This is a genomic window from Microbulbifer sp. Q7 (assembly GCF_001639145.1).
Taxonomy (GTDB): domain Bacteria; phylum Pseudomonadota; class Gammaproteobacteria; order Pseudomonadales; family Cellvibrionaceae; genus Microbulbifer.
The window spans coordinates 60040-75880 of record NZ_LROY01000002.1 but is presented as its reverse complement, the minus strand read 5'-3'; the positions used below and the strand labels follow the sequence as shown (position 1 = coordinate 75880).

16 protein-coding genes are annotated in these 15841 nt (G+C 59.1%); 13 read left to right on the top strand and 3 right to left on the bottom strand.

What is annotated here, in order from left to right; translation table 11 throughout:
- Nucleotides 1-107 precede the first annotated feature (107 nt).
- The 3 genes from AU182_RS06030 (at nucleotide 108) to AU182_RS06020 (ending at nucleotide 1314) form a co-directional block, all read left to right on the top strand.
- Nucleotides 108-431 carry a YqjD family protein gene (locus tag AU182_RS06030; RefSeq protein WP_066962415.1) on the top strand — a complete coding sequence of 108 codons (324 nt, stop codon included), beginning with the start codon at nucleotides 108-110 and terminating at the stop codon, nucleotides 429-431.
- Nucleotides 432-545: 114 nt separating this feature from the next.
- Nucleotides 546-1103, top strand: coding sequence for a hypothetical protein (locus tag AU182_RS06025; RefSeq protein WP_066962412.1), 558 nt, complete (start codon nucleotides 546-548; stop codon nucleotides 1101-1103).
- On the top strand, nucleotides 1069-1314 hold the full coding sequence (locus AU182_RS06020; protein ID WP_153039143.1) for a hypothetical protein: 246 nt from the start codon (nucleotides 1069-1071) through the stop codon (nucleotides 1312-1314). Before AU182_RS06025 ends, AU182_RS06020 begins: the two co-directional genes overlap by 35 nt.
- A 37-nt stretch (nucleotides 1315-1351) precedes the next feature.
- Here AU182_RS06020 and AU182_RS06015 read toward each other — a convergent pair whose 3' ends face one another.
- Entirely contained in the window at nucleotides 1352-2710 is a 1359-nt protein-coding gene (locus AU182_RS06015) for a nitrate- and nitrite sensing domain-containing protein (protein ID WP_066962406.1), read from the bottom strand.
- A 521-nt stretch (nucleotides 2711-3231) separates the two neighbouring features.
- On the opposite strand from AU182_RS06015, the gene AU182_RS06010 reads away from it, so the two are divergent.
- Genes AU182_RS06010 through cynS form a run of 3 tightly spaced genes read left to right on the top strand, consistent with a single transcriptional unit; the run spans nucleotide 3232 to nucleotide 6388 of the window.
- Nucleotides 3232-4071: a formate/nitrite transporter family protein gene (locus AU182_RS06010; RefSeq protein ID WP_066962403.1), complete on the top strand. Its 840-nt coding sequence runs from the start codon at nucleotides 3232-3234 to the stop codon at nucleotides 4069-4071.
- A gap of 42 nt (nucleotides 4072-4113) precedes the next feature.
- The gene (locus tag AU182_RS06005; RefSeq protein WP_066962400.1) at nucleotides 4114-5895 is read left to right on the top strand and encodes a bifunctional protein-serine/threonine kinase/phosphatase; all 1782 of its coding nucleotides are present in this window, start codon (nucleotides 4114-4116) and stop codon (nucleotides 5893-5895) included.
- Nucleotides 5896-5938: 43 nt separating this feature from the next.
- Complete coding sequence (gene cynS / locus AU182_RS06000; protein WP_066962397.1) at nucleotides 5939-6388, top strand: cyanase; 450 nt, start codon at nucleotides 5939-5941, stop codon at nucleotides 6386-6388.
- A gap of 56 nt (nucleotides 6389-6444) precedes the next feature.
- Here cynS and yghU read toward each other — a convergent pair whose 3' ends face one another.
- Together yghU and AU182_RS05990 are read right to left on the bottom strand one after the other, a co-directional pair.
- Nucleotides 6445-7323, bottom strand: a complete 879-nt coding sequence (gene yghU / locus AU182_RS05995; protein WP_066962394.1) for a glutathione-dependent disulfide-bond oxidoreductase — start codon at nucleotides 7321-7323, stop codon at nucleotides 6445-6447.
- Between the two features lie 60 nt (nucleotides 7324-7383).
- A complete protein-coding gene (locus AU182_RS05990; protein ID WP_227718146.1) occupies nucleotides 7384-7977 on the bottom strand; it encodes a transglutaminase family protein in 594 nt (197 codons plus the stop codon).
- Between the two features lie 646 nt (nucleotides 7978-8623).
- Between AU182_RS05990 and rsxA the strand changes: the two genes are divergently transcribed.
- From rsxA to AU182_RS05955, 7 genes are all read left to right on the top strand, one after another.
- Nucleotides 8624-9199, top strand: a complete 576-nt coding sequence (gene rsxA / locus AU182_RS05985; RefSeq protein WP_010132630.1) for an electron transport complex subunit RsxA — start codon at nucleotides 8624-8626, stop codon at nucleotides 9197-9199.
- A gap of 7 nt (nucleotides 9200-9206) precedes the next feature.
- A complete protein-coding gene (rsxB, locus tag AU182_RS05980) occupies nucleotides 9207-9818 on the top strand; it encodes an electron transport complex subunit RsxB (protein WP_066962391.1) in 612 nt (203 codons plus the stop codon).
- Nucleotides 9815-11986: an electron transport complex subunit RsxC gene (rsxC, locus tag AU182_RS05975; RefSeq protein ID WP_082859257.1), complete on the top strand. Its 2172-nt coding sequence runs from the start codon at nucleotides 9815-9817 to the stop codon at nucleotides 11984-11986. Before rsxB ends, rsxC begins: the two co-directional genes overlap by 4 nt.
- Before the next feature lie 10 nt (nucleotides 11987-11996).
- Complete coding sequence (gene rsxD / locus AU182_RS05970) at nucleotides 11997-13049, top strand: electron transport complex subunit RsxD (protein ID WP_066962388.1); 1053 nt, start codon at nucleotides 11997-11999, stop codon at nucleotides 13047-13049.
- On the top strand, nucleotides 13049-13744 hold the full coding sequence (gene rsxG / locus AU182_RS05965; protein WP_066962385.1) for an electron transport complex subunit RsxG: 696 nt from the start codon (nucleotides 13049-13051) through the stop codon (nucleotides 13742-13744). Before rsxD ends, rsxG begins: the two co-directional genes overlap by 1 nt.
- Nucleotides 13744-14457, top strand: coding sequence for an electron transport complex subunit E (locus AU182_RS05960; RefSeq protein WP_066962382.1), 714 nt, complete (start codon nucleotides 13744-13746; stop codon nucleotides 14455-14457). Before rsxG ends, AU182_RS05960 begins: the two co-directional genes overlap by 1 nt.
- A gap of 600 nt (nucleotides 14458-15057) precedes the next feature.
- On the top strand, nucleotides 15058-15804 hold the full coding sequence (locus AU182_RS05955) for a TetR/AcrR family transcriptional regulator (RefSeq protein WP_066962379.1): 747 nt from the start codon (nucleotides 15058-15060) through the stop codon (nucleotides 15802-15804).
- The last annotated feature ends 37 nt before the right edge of the window (nucleotides 15805-15841 follow it).

The window sequence follows — 15841 nt, the reverse complement described above, 5'->3', positions numbered from 1 at the left end:
CGCGTCACTCGCTAAGACCGATTATTTTTATCGGTGTTTTTTCTCTGCCAACTCCCCCACCACAAGCCTATCCTTCGCGCTCAACCTGACTATCAGAGGAGAGCGTCATGGCATCTGCAAAAATGCCCAACAGTGGCACACACTCAACCCGTGACAAATTACACCAAGCCTACAATCTGGCCGGGGAAGCCGCGCACGATACGGCGGAGCAGGTAAAAACCCGCGCCCGTGAGACGGCAGATCAGGTCAAAACACGCGCTCGGGAGACCGCCGATCAGGTGAAAACGCGCACCCAGGCCGGCGTAGAGCAAGGTAAGCAACGCGCCCACGATGTGGCAGAGCGCGCGGAAAGCTCCATCAAGGCTCATCCGCTCGTCAGCGTAGGTTGTGCCTTTGCCGCCGGCTGGTTGATTGCGAAGATTTTGAAGTAACCGAAAAAATAGCCAAGGTAACCACAACGTCCAGAATGTTCGGACGCGGGCCTTAAAAGGCCACTAGTAGTCACTTACTGGCAGTAACTTACTGGCGATTCTGGGGATCACTGCATGGCCGGATCAGAAAAACCGGAACAGAGACAGGATGCCGCTAACAGCGGCGCTGCATCGACCACGAGCACGGAAGGCGTTCAGCAATCCCCTGACCCGGCTGCAGAAACCAGCAGCCGGGCACGCCATGAGAAAGAGTCTGAAGTCGGTGAGTCACTCTCTGCCATTAAATCCGAAATCGATGCCCTGGTACAACGGGCCGAAGCGACCATGACACTGGCCACCGCCTGGTCGGAAAACTTCACCCGCCTAGTACAGCTGGAGTTCCAGCGCACCCTGAGCGCAGGAAAGCGCATTGTCGTTTTACTGCTGTTTCTATTTTTTCTCGCCGTTGCGTTGATCGTAAGCCTGTGCGCAGGTCTGGGATTACTCGGCTATTACTTTTTCCAGTCTATCTATATTGGTTTCGGGATTTTCTTCCTGACCCAGTTGCTGGTTTTTTCCGGATTGCTGCTATCGATCAACCGCCTGCGCGGGATGCTCGGCTTTGAAGAAAGTAAAAAGCAGGCAAGTGAGGCACTGAATGATGTCACTGCGCTCTTTAAACAGACAGATTGAACACTGCCGGGAAGAAATGGAATTACAGCGCCAAAGTGCGGTATCCCTGCTGCAGCAGCAACGCGCTCAAGCGCTGACGCAAACCCGAAGAATTCCCCTGCCCGTCGCCATGGGCGCTGCATTTGCGGGCGGCTATGTTCTGCAGCGTTTTTTCAACACTCCCGCACCACATACGCTGATTAACTGGTATCTCACACTGCGGGCATTCTGACGGCCGCCACCGGCGATGGCTCCTATGGGCAATGCGGTCAAAGTGGTTTGCCGTCTCCCGCCGTCGACCTGGGCCGCGCGCTGCCGCCGTCGGGGTTCGTGGCACTACGCTGGCTCCCGATCTCAATAATTTTTTGCGCCACGTCCGCAAGCCTGAGATTCATTTCCATCGCGCGCTGTTGCATAGTCCGGTACGCATCGTCCTCACTCAGTCGCAGGCTGCGCATCAGTACGCCCTTGGCCCGCTCGATCAACTTGCGCTCCGTCAGGGCCCGGCGGGTTTCCTCCAGTTCTTCGTTCACTCTCTGAATATGCGCAACCTGTGAGCGAATCAGGTCGTACAGGGAATGCGTCAGGTTCTGCCCATTCAGGGCCGGCACTGCTGCGGTCTCCGCGCGCCCATAGAGCCCGGGCACTTCGGGGTCGAACAACACCGCCAGCGCCGGTACGCGCCCCCAGTCAGAAGATTTCATTTTCTGTAGTTGCGCGCGATGATGCCCCAATTCCGATTGCGCATCCGCCACCCGCTGGCGACTCACCTGCAACAGACGGGCGGCCATCGCGTCTTCAACACCATGCATGGCATCAATACGCGCTGTGGCCAGCTGATACCAGACTTCGCTCACCTCCGGCGAGATGGGCTCGCCGTTTTTCAGTCCTGCAATCACCCGGCGCAGCCGATTCAGATCCCGCGACGCCTCACTGTCCACAATTTCCTGCCAGCTGGATTCTTCGGTTTCTCCGGCAAACTCCAGAAAAACCTCCAGGCTCCGCCGCTGACAATCCTGTAACTGTTCAAGACGCAAATGCAGCTTTTCGTCGAACCGGCTACCGGCAAATCCGATGGCACCCCAGGCCCGCTCCTGTCCCGCAAATTCCTTGGCCTGCATGAAGTTAAACAGTGCCACCAGCAGCCGAGTCACCTCCGGATCATCCGCAACGTCGGCGGCCTCAAACACCACCGAAAGTAATCCGGCAATCAACCGGCAATAGGCATCCGTGGACCCCAGGGCGTTTACTTCAAATGCATCGATGTGACGTCGCAGCTCTTCAAGCTCATCCAGGCCATGCAATGAATAAGCGATACTGTTCAACAGGCGCATGTCCCGTGGACTACTGCAACGGTCACTCTGCAGGTACTGGTCGTGCAACAGCTGGCGGAAGGTATCCGCACTGCGGGTGCCCTCCCGAATCTGCTCCCTGCGCAGGGCCGCAAACCGATGCCCGGAGGACACCAGGTAGATATTGCTGATACCGCGCTCCCGCTGCAGCTGGTGAACCAGGTCCGATACGGTGGTCACCAGTTCACAACTACTCGCCAGTCGCTCCAACGCCTGGATCTCGGAACGCTTGGCGGCGAGCAGGAATTTCTCTGCGTCTTCACTGTGATTGGGCATAGAGGCACTTTTAACAAAGAGTGATAATCCGCGGGCTCGGCGCCAGCGATGGTCTAACCACTTATTAGTCAGCAATAAATATTCCATTCGTGAACGATGTTTTGCTGAGACTTCACTCAGGTTTCGCGGACTCTGGCTGCCAATCTCACGACCCGAAATACACCATGCCACGATCGCTTGCACCACAATCGTGCATCGCGGTAGCAGCGTGGTGATGCATGTCTTGGTGAGAAATTATTTTCACCCGTTTTTTATCGATCCATAAACGTTGGCACCGAACTTGCTTCAAGCGTAAGCGTAGGGTTCTGGCGCGACAGGTTGCGCAAACCCTGCAGGGCTTCCGCCCGTGACATAACGAATATTCTGGATAAAGGCGTCCATCACGTTCCGGCTAAGGCTGGTCTGTGTGGGCGCTTTTTTTGTGCCCGGCAAACGCTGCTTTGGACAGTACGCCTCTTACGCAGATACCCATTTCCAGCACAGATGGACAACCGGTTCTCAAACTTTCAAAGGTGACAACTATGGCTTATCTCGTTCCCAACGAATTCGTGACCAAAATGGTCGACGCGGGGGAGTCCAAAATTTACATGTCCACCCGTGACACTCTGGTACGCGCCTATATGGCGGGTGCCATCCTGGCACTGGCTGCGGTATTCGCGGTAACCGTGGCGGTGACTACTGGCTCCCATCTTGTCGGCTCGATCCTGTTCCCGGTAGGTTTTTGCATGCTTTACCTGATGGGCTTTGACCTGCTCACCGGGGTCTTTGTACTCGCGCCGCTGGCATGGCTCGACAAACGACCGGGTGTTACCTGGGGCGGAATTCTGCGCAACTGGGGGCTGGTTTTCGTGGGCAACTTTGCCGGTGCGCTTACCGTAGCGGTGATGATGGCTTTTGTTTTCACCATGGGCTTTAACACCGAGCCGGGTGCGGTGGGTGCCAAGCTTTCCTCCATCGGTGAAGCGCGTACTCTCGGCTACGCCGAGTACGGAGCCGCCGGCTGGTTCACCATCTTCGTGCGCGGCATGCTGTGTAACTGGATGGTGTCCATGGGCGTGGTTGGGGCGATGGTATCGACCAACGTCAGCGGCAAGGTGATCGCCATGTGGATGCCGATCATGCTGTTCTTCTTTATGGCCTTCGAGCACTCTGTGGTGAACATGTTCCTGTTCCCCACCGCAATCATGATGGGCGGCGATTTTTCGGTGATGGATTATCTGATCTGGAATGAAATCCCCACCGCACTGGGCAACCTCGTTGGCGGCCTCGCGTTTACCGGCCTGACCCTGTACAGCACACACTACAAAACCGCACCGAAACGCCAGCTGACCGCGGCTGACGCAAACCCGGCGCTCGCCTGAACCTAGCCCACAAGCCCCGCACCTGCGGGGCTCTTTTATTCTATGAACAACACTCTGCAACTCGACATCGGTCAGTACAGCAGCGCCGGCCTCAAAGCGGAAAATCAGGACAGCTGTGGCATACGCTTTCCGCCTGAGCCGCAACTGGGGCTGAAAGGCGCCGCATTGGCGATCGCCGATGGCATCAGCTCAAGCACGGTCAGCGCCATTGCCAGCGAGACTGCGGTAAAAAGTTTTCTCGACGACTACTACTGCACGTCCGACGGCTGGAGCGTACAAAGTGCTGTGGCGCAGGTATTGAAGGCCACCAATGCCTGGCTCTATGACCAGACCCGACAAAGCCCCTACCGGTACGATAAAGACAAGGGGTATGTGTGTACGTTCAGCAGCGCAATTTTCAAGGGTGGGGAGGCCCACCTGTTCCATATTGGTGACTCGCGCATTTACCGTCTGCGCCGCGGCTCCCTGGAGCAACTCACCCACGACCATCGCCAGTGGGTGGGCGAACAACGCAGCTATCTCAGCCGCGCCCTCGGGGTTGCACCACAGGTGGAGGCGGATTACCGGCGACTGACACTGGAAGTGGGCGATGTCTATATCCTTACCACCGATGGGGTGCACGAATCCCTCTCGCAGGCCGAGTTGGCCGGACACCTGGAGCAGCGTGACAGCGACCTCAGCGATATCGCCAGGACCCTGGTCGACAAGGCCCTGGCCAACGGCAGCACGGATAACCTGACGGTGCAATTAGTGCGTGTCGCCGAGCTACCTGAGGCCACGCCACAATTGACCGAACAGGTAGAGAAGCTACCTCTCCCGCCGCTGTTAAAAAGCGGTGACGCCTTCGACGGCTACCGCATTGAGCGCGAGATACATGCCAGTAGCCGAAGCCACGTCTACCTGGCGTACGACCAGGCGAGCGATACCCGTGTGGTACTGAAAACCCCGTCCATCGACCTGTCAGACGATCCCGCCTATCTGGAAAGGCTGTTGATGGAAGAGTGGGTGGCCCGTCGCGTGAACAGCGTGCACGTGATCCATGCAGCAGCCACCCATCGCCCCCGCACCTATCTGTATACCGCCATGGAGCTGGCCGAAGGTCAGAACCTGCGCCAGTGGATGACCGACAACCCCAACCCCGATCTGGAAACCGTGCGCGGCATCGTGGAACAGGTGGCCAAAGGCCTGCAGGCGCTGCATCGGGCGGAAATCCTGCACCAGGATGTGCGGCCAGAAAACATCATGATCAGCAGCGCAGGCACCGTCACGCTGATCGACCTGGGCTCGGCCCAGGTCAGCGGTATTGCGGCAAGTTACCTGATGAATTTTCCGGAAGGTATTGCGGCAGAGGGTATTGCGGCAAACGCCGGGGAAACCAGCCCGCAGATTCTCGGCACCGCCCTGTACAGCGCACCGGAGTATTTTCTTGGCGACCTGGGCACCCCGCGCTCGGACCTTTTTTCTCTGGCAGTGCTGACCTATCACCTGCTATCTGGCGAATTTCCCTACGGCACCCGGGTGGCGCGCTGCACCACCCAGGCCGCGCAACACAAGTTGCGCTACCGCAGTGTTCTGAGCGAATCCCGGGAAATTCCCGCCTGGATCGATTCCGCCCTGAAAAAAGCACTGCAAATAAACCCGCTGCGACGCCACGAAGCCCTTTCGGAATTTGTGCGCGAGCTGCGGCACCCGAACCCGGAATACATCCATGCCACTCGCCCGCCGTTGATGGAGCGCTATCCGGTGCGTTTCTGGCAGTCGGTCAGCGGCATTCTACTGCTGATTATTGTGTACCTGCTGAGCATCATCGGCACAACCACCTGAACAGAGTTTCCCTCACCCGTTCGACCCTAAACAGGAGCAACCCATGATCAGTAACCGCGAACAAGTCACCGCGATGATTCTCTCCGCCAAAGTGCGTAAAGAACTTAAATGGAGTCAGGTCGCCGATGCCATCGGCCAATCCAAGGAGTGGACTACCGCCGCCTGTCTCGGGCAGATGACCCTGACCAAAGCCCAGGCCGATGTGGTCGGGGAGCTGTTTGACCTGAGCGACGAAGCCACGGCCTGGCTGCAGATAGCGCCCTACAAGGGCTCACTGCCCACTGCCGTACCCACCGACCCACTGATCTACCGTCTGTATGAACTGGTGAATGTGTACGGCAGCACGATCAAAGAATTGATTCACGAAGAGTTTGGCGATGGCATCATGAGCGCCATCGACTTTTCCATGGATATCCAGCGCGAGGAAGACCCGAAAGGGGACCGGGTACACATGGTGATGTCTGGCAAGTTCCTGCCCTACAAAACCTATTGAGTAACTGGCATCGAAGGCGGGCTTCTGTCCGCCCTCGACGCCTGGAGCCTCAAAGGTTACTCGCCATTTTCATCGCCGATTTTGTCCTGTGTGCGCAGATCAAAATCGCTGGCGTCGTGCCGTTCATGTAGCTGCCCGGCTGGGTCACCCCAGGTCCGATTCACCATGCTTCCCCGCTTGACCGCAGGACGCTCGCCAATCTCGTCCACCCAGCGGTTTACGTGTTTATAGGTGTGGGCTTCCAGAAACTCCGCCGCATCATACGCTTTGTTTTTTACCACCGCGCCATACCAGGGCCAGATCGCCATATCGGCAATGGTGTATTCCTTGCCCGCAACAAACGGATGCTCTGCCAGCTGCCGGTCGAGCACATCCAGCTGACGCTTTACCTCCATGGTGAAGCGATTGATGGGGTACTCGTATTTTTCCGGCGCGTAGGCGTAGAAGTGGCCGAACCCGCCACCGAGATAGGGCGCGGCGCCCATCTGCCAGAACAGCCAGTTGAGTGTTTCGGTGCGCTGTTCTGGGGTGTGCGGTAGAAACGCCCCGAATTTTTCTGCCAGGTACAGCAGGATAGAACCGGACTCAAATACGCGAATCGGCGGATTGGTACTGTGGTCCACCAGCGCGGGAATTTTTGAGTTGGGATTGATATCGACGAAGCCACTGCCGAACTGATCCCCCTCGGTAATGCGGATCAGATGCGCATCGTATTCGGCGCCCTCGAAGCCAAGCGCCAGCAGCTCCTCGAGCATGAGGGTAACTTTGACCCCGTTGGGGGTAGCGAGGGAATACAGCTGCATGGGGTGCTTGCCCACCGGCAGCTCTTTGTCGTGGGTGGGGCCGGCAATGGGGCGATTGATGTTGGCGAACTGGCCGCCGCTTTCGGAGTCCCACTTCCAGACTCTGGGTGGGGTATAACGCTCGTCGGACATGATGACTCCCTGGTTAACTTTCTGAATGAGCTACCTAGGGTAATCCTGTGGCGATGAATTTTAAACGTCCGGCAGGTTTTCCAGAACCGTCCGGCAGCTGTCGCTGCGTTTCAGCAGATCAATAACCTGCGATAACGGCGCCGCATAAAGGTCCGGAAGGTCGCGTTCACCATCGGCGGACGGGATGTACGCGAGACGTTCCTGGGGCGGAATAAATTCCGTGGTGATACCGCGCTTGTTGCCGCGGGCATCGATGCGAATCCAGCCGTAGGCATCCAGGTGAACAGCGTTGAGGCCATGCAGGCCGTAGCGGTTGTGCGCTTCGTCCAGCCGCAGCCGCTGATAACAGAAGCCCGCGGGGATGTCGTTGGCACGCAGCAACGCCGCCAGCAGGTGGCTTTTAGCAAAACACACACCGGTGCCCGCGGCGAGCACTTCCGATGCCCGACAGGTGACCGGACTCACGTCAAAATCACCGCTGTGGCGAATCTCGTCGCGAACAAACTCGAAGGTGTTGCGCACGGTGCCGAATTTTGCGCCGGAGCGACATTTGAGCTCGGCAGCCGCGGCCACGATTTCCGGGTGCTGCCAGTCAATAATCGGGGAGTCTTGTAGATACGCCTGCATGTTCACGTGGTTTGCCTGAATTCGCATGAATTGGTGTGGGAAGGTCTGCAATGGGCCCGCCTGATATAAACGCTGCCGGTTGCCATGTCTATGCTACGAACGTATGACATCCGCGATCACTCGGCTCGGTGCAGGCCGTCGCGCACCTCTTTGTTGGTCATGTTGGTCAGCCCGTTTGTTGGCCAGCCCGCTTGCTGCAGCCCTGCGCGATCTGGCGCGGTAATCATCCATTATAAAGGTATTCTCCGCGCTTATCTCCGCGCTTATAAGAGCCGCCCCAGCGCTGCCGCGCCATAAAAACCGCCCGTCACGATGCGCGCCCGCGTACAGCCGGCGATCAAAACCCGCCGTTACTCCCGCCGGGCAGTTAAGGCAAGTTGAACGCCTATACCCTCTCGCCCATAATACCGCCCCCGGATCAGGCGGCACTTGCTGGCCTGTGACACAGGCCCGGGGACCTGAAGTCGCCTCGTGCAGTGCAATCCGCTGCAATCTTTGCGCCAGCGCTGTGCATGCGACCTCCAGTGTCGGCCAGGTCGTGCGTCACCCGCAAAATCGCCTGCCGACGGATAGTCTACTTTTTGTACTACCACAGTCGCGCCCCGCGACTCCATCTCTGCGCGAAACACTTGCGCTAAACGTGGCCCGGCGCAGTGGGCAGAACGGAATCTCTATGACCGAATTTACCGTCATCCTGCTTTCTACCATCCTGGTGAACAATTATGTGCTGGTGCAGTTCCTTGGCCTGTGCCCGTTCATGGGGGTTTCCAACAAGCTCGAGACCGCCATTGGCATGGCGGGCGCCACCACCTTTGTGCTGACCCTGGCGGCCATTTGCTCCTACCTGGTGAATACCTACTTACTCGAACCCTTCGGGATGGAGTACCTGCGCACTATTTCCTTCATTCTGGTGATCGCGGTAGTGGTGCAGTTCGCACGCATGTTCATCGAAAAAACCAGCCCGCTGCTGCACCGCGTGCTGGGTGTCTTTCTACCGCTGATTACCACCAACTGTGCAGTGCTCGGTGTGGCACTGCAGAACACCCTGAAAGCCAACAACTTTGTGCAGTCCACCCTGTACGGCTTCGGCGCCGCGGTGGGCTTCTCGCTGGTGCTGATCCTGTTTTCCGCGATGCGTGAGCGCCTCGCGGTGGCCGATGTACCCAAACCCTTCAAGGGCGCAGCCATCGGCATGATGACTGCCGGGCTAATGTCATTGGCCTTTATGGGCTTCAGCGGACTGGTATAAGGAAGCGATGATGGAATGGCTGTCTGAAATATCCACGCCCCTGCTGATTCTCGGTGGCATGGCCCTGGTGTTCGGCGCCCTGCTGGGCTTTGCCGCGGTGCGCTTCCGGGTGGAAGGCGACCCGATTGTGGACCAGATCGATTCGCTGTTGCCGCAGACCCAGTGCGGCCAGTGCGGCCATCCGGGCTGCCGGCCTTACGCCGAGGCCATTGCCAACGGCGAGGCGATCAACAAGTGTCCGCCGGGAGGCCAGGCCACCATCAACGAGCTGGCCAATCTGCTGGATGTGGAGCCGACGCCCCTGGACGCGGAGCACGGGGTGGAAGACGTCAAAAAAGTGGCGTTTATCCGCGAGCCGGAATGTATCGGCTGTACCAAATGCATTCAGGCCTGCCCGGTAGACGCCATTGTCGGCGCGGCCAAACAGATGCACACGGTGATTGTGGACGAGTGCACCGGCTGCGACCTGTGTGTGGAGCCCTGCCCGGTGGACTGCATCGACATGATTCCGCTGGAAACCAGCCTGCAGCAATGGCACCCGAACAAACCCAACGACGGAATCCAATTGATTGCCAGTGACAGACCGGACCTGCACGATGACGACCGGAGTGCAGCATGAGCCAGGTAGACCACAGACAAAGCGCCACCGAGCGCCGCGCAGCCCGTGAAGCCCACCTGATCGCCAGCGAAAAAGCCCGGGGCCTATCCCGGGAGCTCAAGGTCAATGATTTCCACGGCGGTGTCCATCCGCCGGAGAACAAGCACCAGTCCACTGGCGAACCCATCGGCACGGTCCCCTTGGCGGAGGACCTGATCGTCCCGCTCAACCAGCATATCGGCGAAACCGCCATCCCGCTGGTCAAACTGGGGGATCAGGTACTCAAAGGCCAGAAGATCGCGGAAGCGGACGGGCCGATCAGCTGCCCGGTACACGCACCCTCCTCCGGCACCGTGGTGGCGATTGAGCCGATGTCGGTACCCCACCCCTCCGGGATGGCGGCGGACTGTATCCAGATCCGTACCGACGGCCGCGACGCATGGTGCGCACTCTCGCCCCTGAACGACTACACCAGCCTGGACATTGATACGGTGCTGGAAAAAATCCGCGACTGCGGTATCGCCGGTATGGGGGGTGCGGGCTTTCCCACGGCGGTAAAGCTCAACCCCCGCGGCGGCGCAGCCATCGACACCCTGATCATCAATGGCACCGAGTGCGAGCCCTATATCACCGCCGATGACATGCTGATGCGTGAGCACGCCGACGAGATCATCGGCGGTGTGGAAGTGCTCGCACACCTGCTGGAGCAGCCAGAGCGGGTGTTGATCGGTATCGAAGACAACAAGCCCGAAGCGATCAAGGCCATGCAGCAGGCCGCAGAGGGCACCCGCTTCCACGTGGTGACCTTTCCCACCAAGTACCCCTCCGGCGGTGAAAAACAGCTGATCGAGATTCTCACCGGGCGCGAGGTACCAAACGAGGGGCTGCCGGCCAACGTCGGTGTGGTCTGCCAGAACGTGGGCACGGCGCGGGCCGTGTTCCGGGCCGTCACCCTCGGCGAGCCGCTTATCAGCCGCATAACCACCGTGGTGGGCGAATCCCTCGACCGCCAGCGCAATATTGAGGTACCACTGGGCACCCCGATCCGCCATATCCTGGAAAACCACTGGATAGACCGCAAGCGGCTGCAGCGCATTGTGATCGGCGGCCCAATGATGGGCTACACCATCAAGGACGAGTCCGCGCCGGTGGTCAAAACCACCAACTGTATCCTGGTGCCTACCGACAAAGAACTCCCGCCTCCGCCACCGGCCCAGGCCTGCATCCGTTGCGGCCTCTGTGCCGAAGTCTGCCCGGCGAGCCTGCTGCCCCAGCAGCTCTACTGGTATGCGCGCGCGGAAGACCGCGACAAACTGCAGGCCTACAACCTGTTTGACTGTATCGAGTGCGGCGCCTGCTCCTATGTGTGCCCATCCAGTATTCCGCTGGTGCAGTATTACCGTGCCGCCAAGGGCGACATTCGCGAAGCGCGCCTGGAAAAAGAAAAGGCCGACCGTGCGCGCGAGCGCTTCGAATACCGCAAGCTGCGCCTGGAAAAAGCCGAGCAGCAAAAAGAAGCCAAGCGGCTCGCCCGGAAGAAAGCCGCCGAAGAAGCGCGCAAGCTGCGCGAGCAACAGGCCTCCAGCCCGGATGCGCAGGCGGCAAAGCAGGAATCCGATGTGGTGGCCGCGGCACTGGCGCGGGTCAAGGCCAAACAGGCCAGTCCGGACCAGCAGCTGGCCCGTGCCCAGCGCACCCTGACCAGTGCCGAGCACCGTGTAGAGCGCATGCAGGGCAAGCTCCACGGGGCTGAGGAATCCCAGAAGCCGCAGCTGGAAGCCCAGCTGAAAACCGCCGAGTTAAAGCTGAAGGAAGCCCGCGACAAGCTGGCAGAAGTGCAAAAACTGGCAGCGGCGGCACCGGTGCAGACACCTCACACGAACCAGTCCGGGCCGTCCATCACCGAAGACAAGCTCACCGTCGCCAGCGCTTCCTCATCTGCCGCCGGCGATGCCATCGAAAGAGCCAAGGCCGCGGCGGCCGCCCGCGCCACCATGAGCCCGCAAGAGAAGCTGGCCCAGGAGATCGAGGCCCTGCAAAAACGCGTGCAGAAGGCGGAGGCACGGCTGGCCAAGGCCCGCAGTGAGGACGACCCGAACACCAGCGCCTTTGCAACGGCACTGGAAAAAATGCAGGGCAAGCTGCAGGAAAAGCAGGCCCAGCAGGGCCGCAACGGCAGTGGGAATTGAGGAGTAAGCCATGTCCCTGATGCGAGTCACGTCCCCCCACGCCCATTCCGGCCAGAGCACCTCCAAGGTGATGCTGCAGGTCGCCGCCGCCACCATCCCGGGGGTACTGGCGCTGGTGGTTTACTTCGGCCCCGGCGTGCTGATCAATATCGCCCTGTGTATTGCCGCGGCGCTCGGTACCGAGGCGGCGGTGCTGAAACTGCGCGGCCGCCCGGTGGCCTTTTATCTGAAGGACTACAGCGCGCTGGTTACCGCGTTACTGCTGGGTATTGCGCTGCCCCCCTACTGCCCGTGGTGGATTCCGGTGATTGGCAGTGTGAGCGCTATTTTGCTGGCAAAACAGCTGTACGGCGGTATCGGCTACAACCCGTTCAATCCGGCCATGGTGGGCTATGTGGTTCTGCTGATCAGTTTCCCGGTGGAAATGACCCGCTGGGCCGGTGCCGCCGAGCTGATCCAGGGTGCGCCGGGGCTGGATGAAACCTTTGCCCTGATTTTCGGCAATATGAACGTGGATGGTTTTACCCGTGCCACCCCGCTGGAAATCGTGCGCCACAACCAGTCCACGGTCCTCGCCCAGCTGTACGAGATGGAACCAGTGTTCAGCCAGGGCACCATCGCCGGTGTCGGCTGGGAGATGGCCAATTTCGGATTCCTGCTCGGTGGTTTGTTCCTGCTGTTCCGACGTCTGATCACCTGGCATGCGCCGGTGGCCATGCTCGCCACCCTGGCCGCGCTGTCTGTGGTGTTTTATGACGGTGGTAGCTCCCTCAGCGAAGGCTCCCCGCTGCTGCACCTGTTCTCCGGCGCCACCATGCTCGGTGCCTTCTTTATCATCACCGATCCAGTGAGCGGCTGTACCAGCAACAAGGGCCGGCTGATTTTTGGTGCCGGTGTCGGGCTGCTGGTGTTCGTTATCCGCGCCTGGGGCGCCTACCCGGACGCCGTCGCGTTTGCGGTACTGCTGATGAACTTCGCGGCGCCGTTTATCGATAACTACACCCTGCCCCGCACTTACGGCCACAAAGCCCCGCGCAAGGCAACCGACCTGGAGGAGCAGTGATGCTGAGGCGCTCCATCGGCAGCAATGCCGTTATCCTTGCCCTGTTCGCCCTGGTGACCGCCGGCACGCTCGCGATCACCCAGATCACCACCCGCGAACCCATCGAGCGGGCCATTCGCGAAGCGGCTGCCAAGGCCCTGCTGGAAATCGTACCCATCGAGCGCCACAGCAATGACCTGCTGGTGGACACCTATCCCATCCCCAAACAGTACTGGGCCATGCTCGGGCTAAAGCAGGGCGGCAACATCAACCTGGCGCGCCAGGGCGACGGCAACATCGATGCGGTCATCATTCCCACTGTAGCGCCAGACGGCTACTCGGGCCCCATTGAGATGCTGGTGGGCGTCAACCGGGACGGCACTATTGCCGGTGTGCGGGTGACCAACCACGCGGAAACGCCCGGCCTCGGCGATAAAGTAGAAGTAAAGAAAAGCGACTGGATACGCTCATTCGACGGCACTTCCCTGGACGATCCCGGCCGGGATATGTGGAAAGTGCAGAAAGACGGCGGTGCCTTCGACCAGTTCACGGGGGCAACCATCACACCGCGCGCGGTGGTAAAACAGGTGCGCACGGTGCTGGACTTCGTTGCCGAACATCGGCAGGAAATATTTAGCGCACCGGTGTCACAACGCGCGGTTGAGGTAGAACCGCCGGCCACCGACGACACCAAGCAGCAAGGGGACAAAAACTGATGGCCACCCCGGAATATTCTGAGATTACCCGCAACGGCTTGTGGAGCAACAACCCCGCGCTGGTACAACTGCTCGGCCTGTGTCCGCTGCTGGCGGTCACTGGCTCGGTGGTCAATGCCATCGGCCTGGGCCTTGCCACTACCGCGGTGCTGGTCTGCTCCAACCTCGCCGTGTCCCTGGTGCGGCGGCAGATGCCCGAGACCGTGCGGCTGCCGGCATCGGTCATGATTATTGCCACCTTCGTTACCTGCGCAGAGCTGCTCATGAAAGCGTTTACCTACGAGCTCTACCTGGTACTGGGGATTTTTATTCCACTGATTGTCACCAACTGCGCGATTCTCGGCCGCGCCGATGCCTTTGCCAGCAAAAACCCGGTACTGCCTTCCGTGGTGGATGGACTGATGATGGGTGTGGGCTTCAGTGCGGTGCTGATCGTAATCGGTGCCGTGCGGGAAATTATCGGGCGCGGCACACTGTTCAGTGACATGGACCTGCTGCTGGGGCCGGCCGCGGCCAATTGGACACTGCCGGTGCTGGGGGCTGATTACTCTGGGTTTCTCGTCGCCGTATTGCCGCCCGGTGCGTTTCTGGTTGCCGGTTTGTTAATCGCCGGGAAAAACGCCATCGACGCGAGCATCGAGCGCCGCCAAAACCTCGGTGCGGACATCGTACGCGGCAGCAAGCGCGTGCGAACCACCGGAAAGATCCAGTAACGCCGACGCAATTCTTTGTTGGCGATCACCTGCATTGTTGTGAGTGGTCGCCGGTGGCACGCGTGAAGCGATTCAACGCCCTCCGCGCGCCCCCCCCTTGTCAGGCTCCCTCCTCACATTCACCCCTTCTCGCGTTCGCCCCCTCTCGTATTCACCCCCTTCCCGCACGCCAACGATTCACACCGGTACAAAATGCCGAGCGAAAAATTCTGACCAAACACACTAACAATTCAGACCAATTTTTCTCACATATTCAAACCAATTCCGCGATTTACCGAAGCATCCTTCGAATTAAATTCCCCGTAAGAGACTGTAATGGGATTTTATTCACAATCTTAAATTAATGAGTAGCCAAAGGGTCTCACATCGCTAAAATAGCGCGGCCGTCTCAGATTGGCTTTGCGGTCATCGCTATTCATGGAAGCGAGGCTGCAACATTCGTTAAACTGCTTGCCAACTAATAACACAATAGATTTTCTGAGGCAGGTAGATTGTGGGCACCAAAAGAGCCACACGTTTTTACCACGCTATTTTTCTGGATTGTGTATCACATGATCCCGATAGCTATTCGCTTACTAACGCAAAGGAATTCTTGTTGCCATGGCTTTAGACAAAGGAAAGTCTGAACTGGTTTATAACGGGCGCAAAGCCCAACGTGCAGACAGCCGTCAGCGCCGCAAAGCCATTCTCGAAGCGACCCTGCGTATCATTGTCAAAGAGGGGATCCGCGGAATCCGTCACCGCGCAGTAGCAAAAGAAGCGGCCGTTCCCCTCGCCGCGACCACCTATTATTTCAAGCACCTCGACGATCTGATCAGCGATGCCTTTACCTATTTCGTGGAACAGAATATCGACCATACCCGTGCCTTGCAGGAAGAAAGTGTTGCCGTAGCCCGGCAACTGACCCCGGAACAACTTGCCGCGCCCGCCGGCCGTCGCCAGCTGATTCAACAGCTGAGTCGTTTTGTACTGTCGCACATCCGCTCGCAGGCGAGTAATCGCGACCACCGCGTCATTGAACTGGCCTTCAAAAACGAAGCGCTGCGCAATCACCAGCTGACACGGGCCGTTCGCATGGCCAATCAGGCCACGGAAAACATGATCATCGAGTTTTTCGAGCTGCTACGTCTCCCCGATCCCGTTGCCGCCGCACAGATTGCCCACGGCACCATCCTCAACCTGGAATTTCAAATCCTGAGTGGCGCCACCGCCATCGACTCTCCGCTACTGGAGCGCACGGTGGCGATGATGATCAAAGCATTGATCCCCCCGACCGTAGAAGCACCCGCAGATGACCAGCCCTGCGGTGCCACTGACAAGCAGTTTATGCGCTTTACCGTCACCTGAGTCACACCGCCCTACAGGATTCTTCTGCCGCACTGGT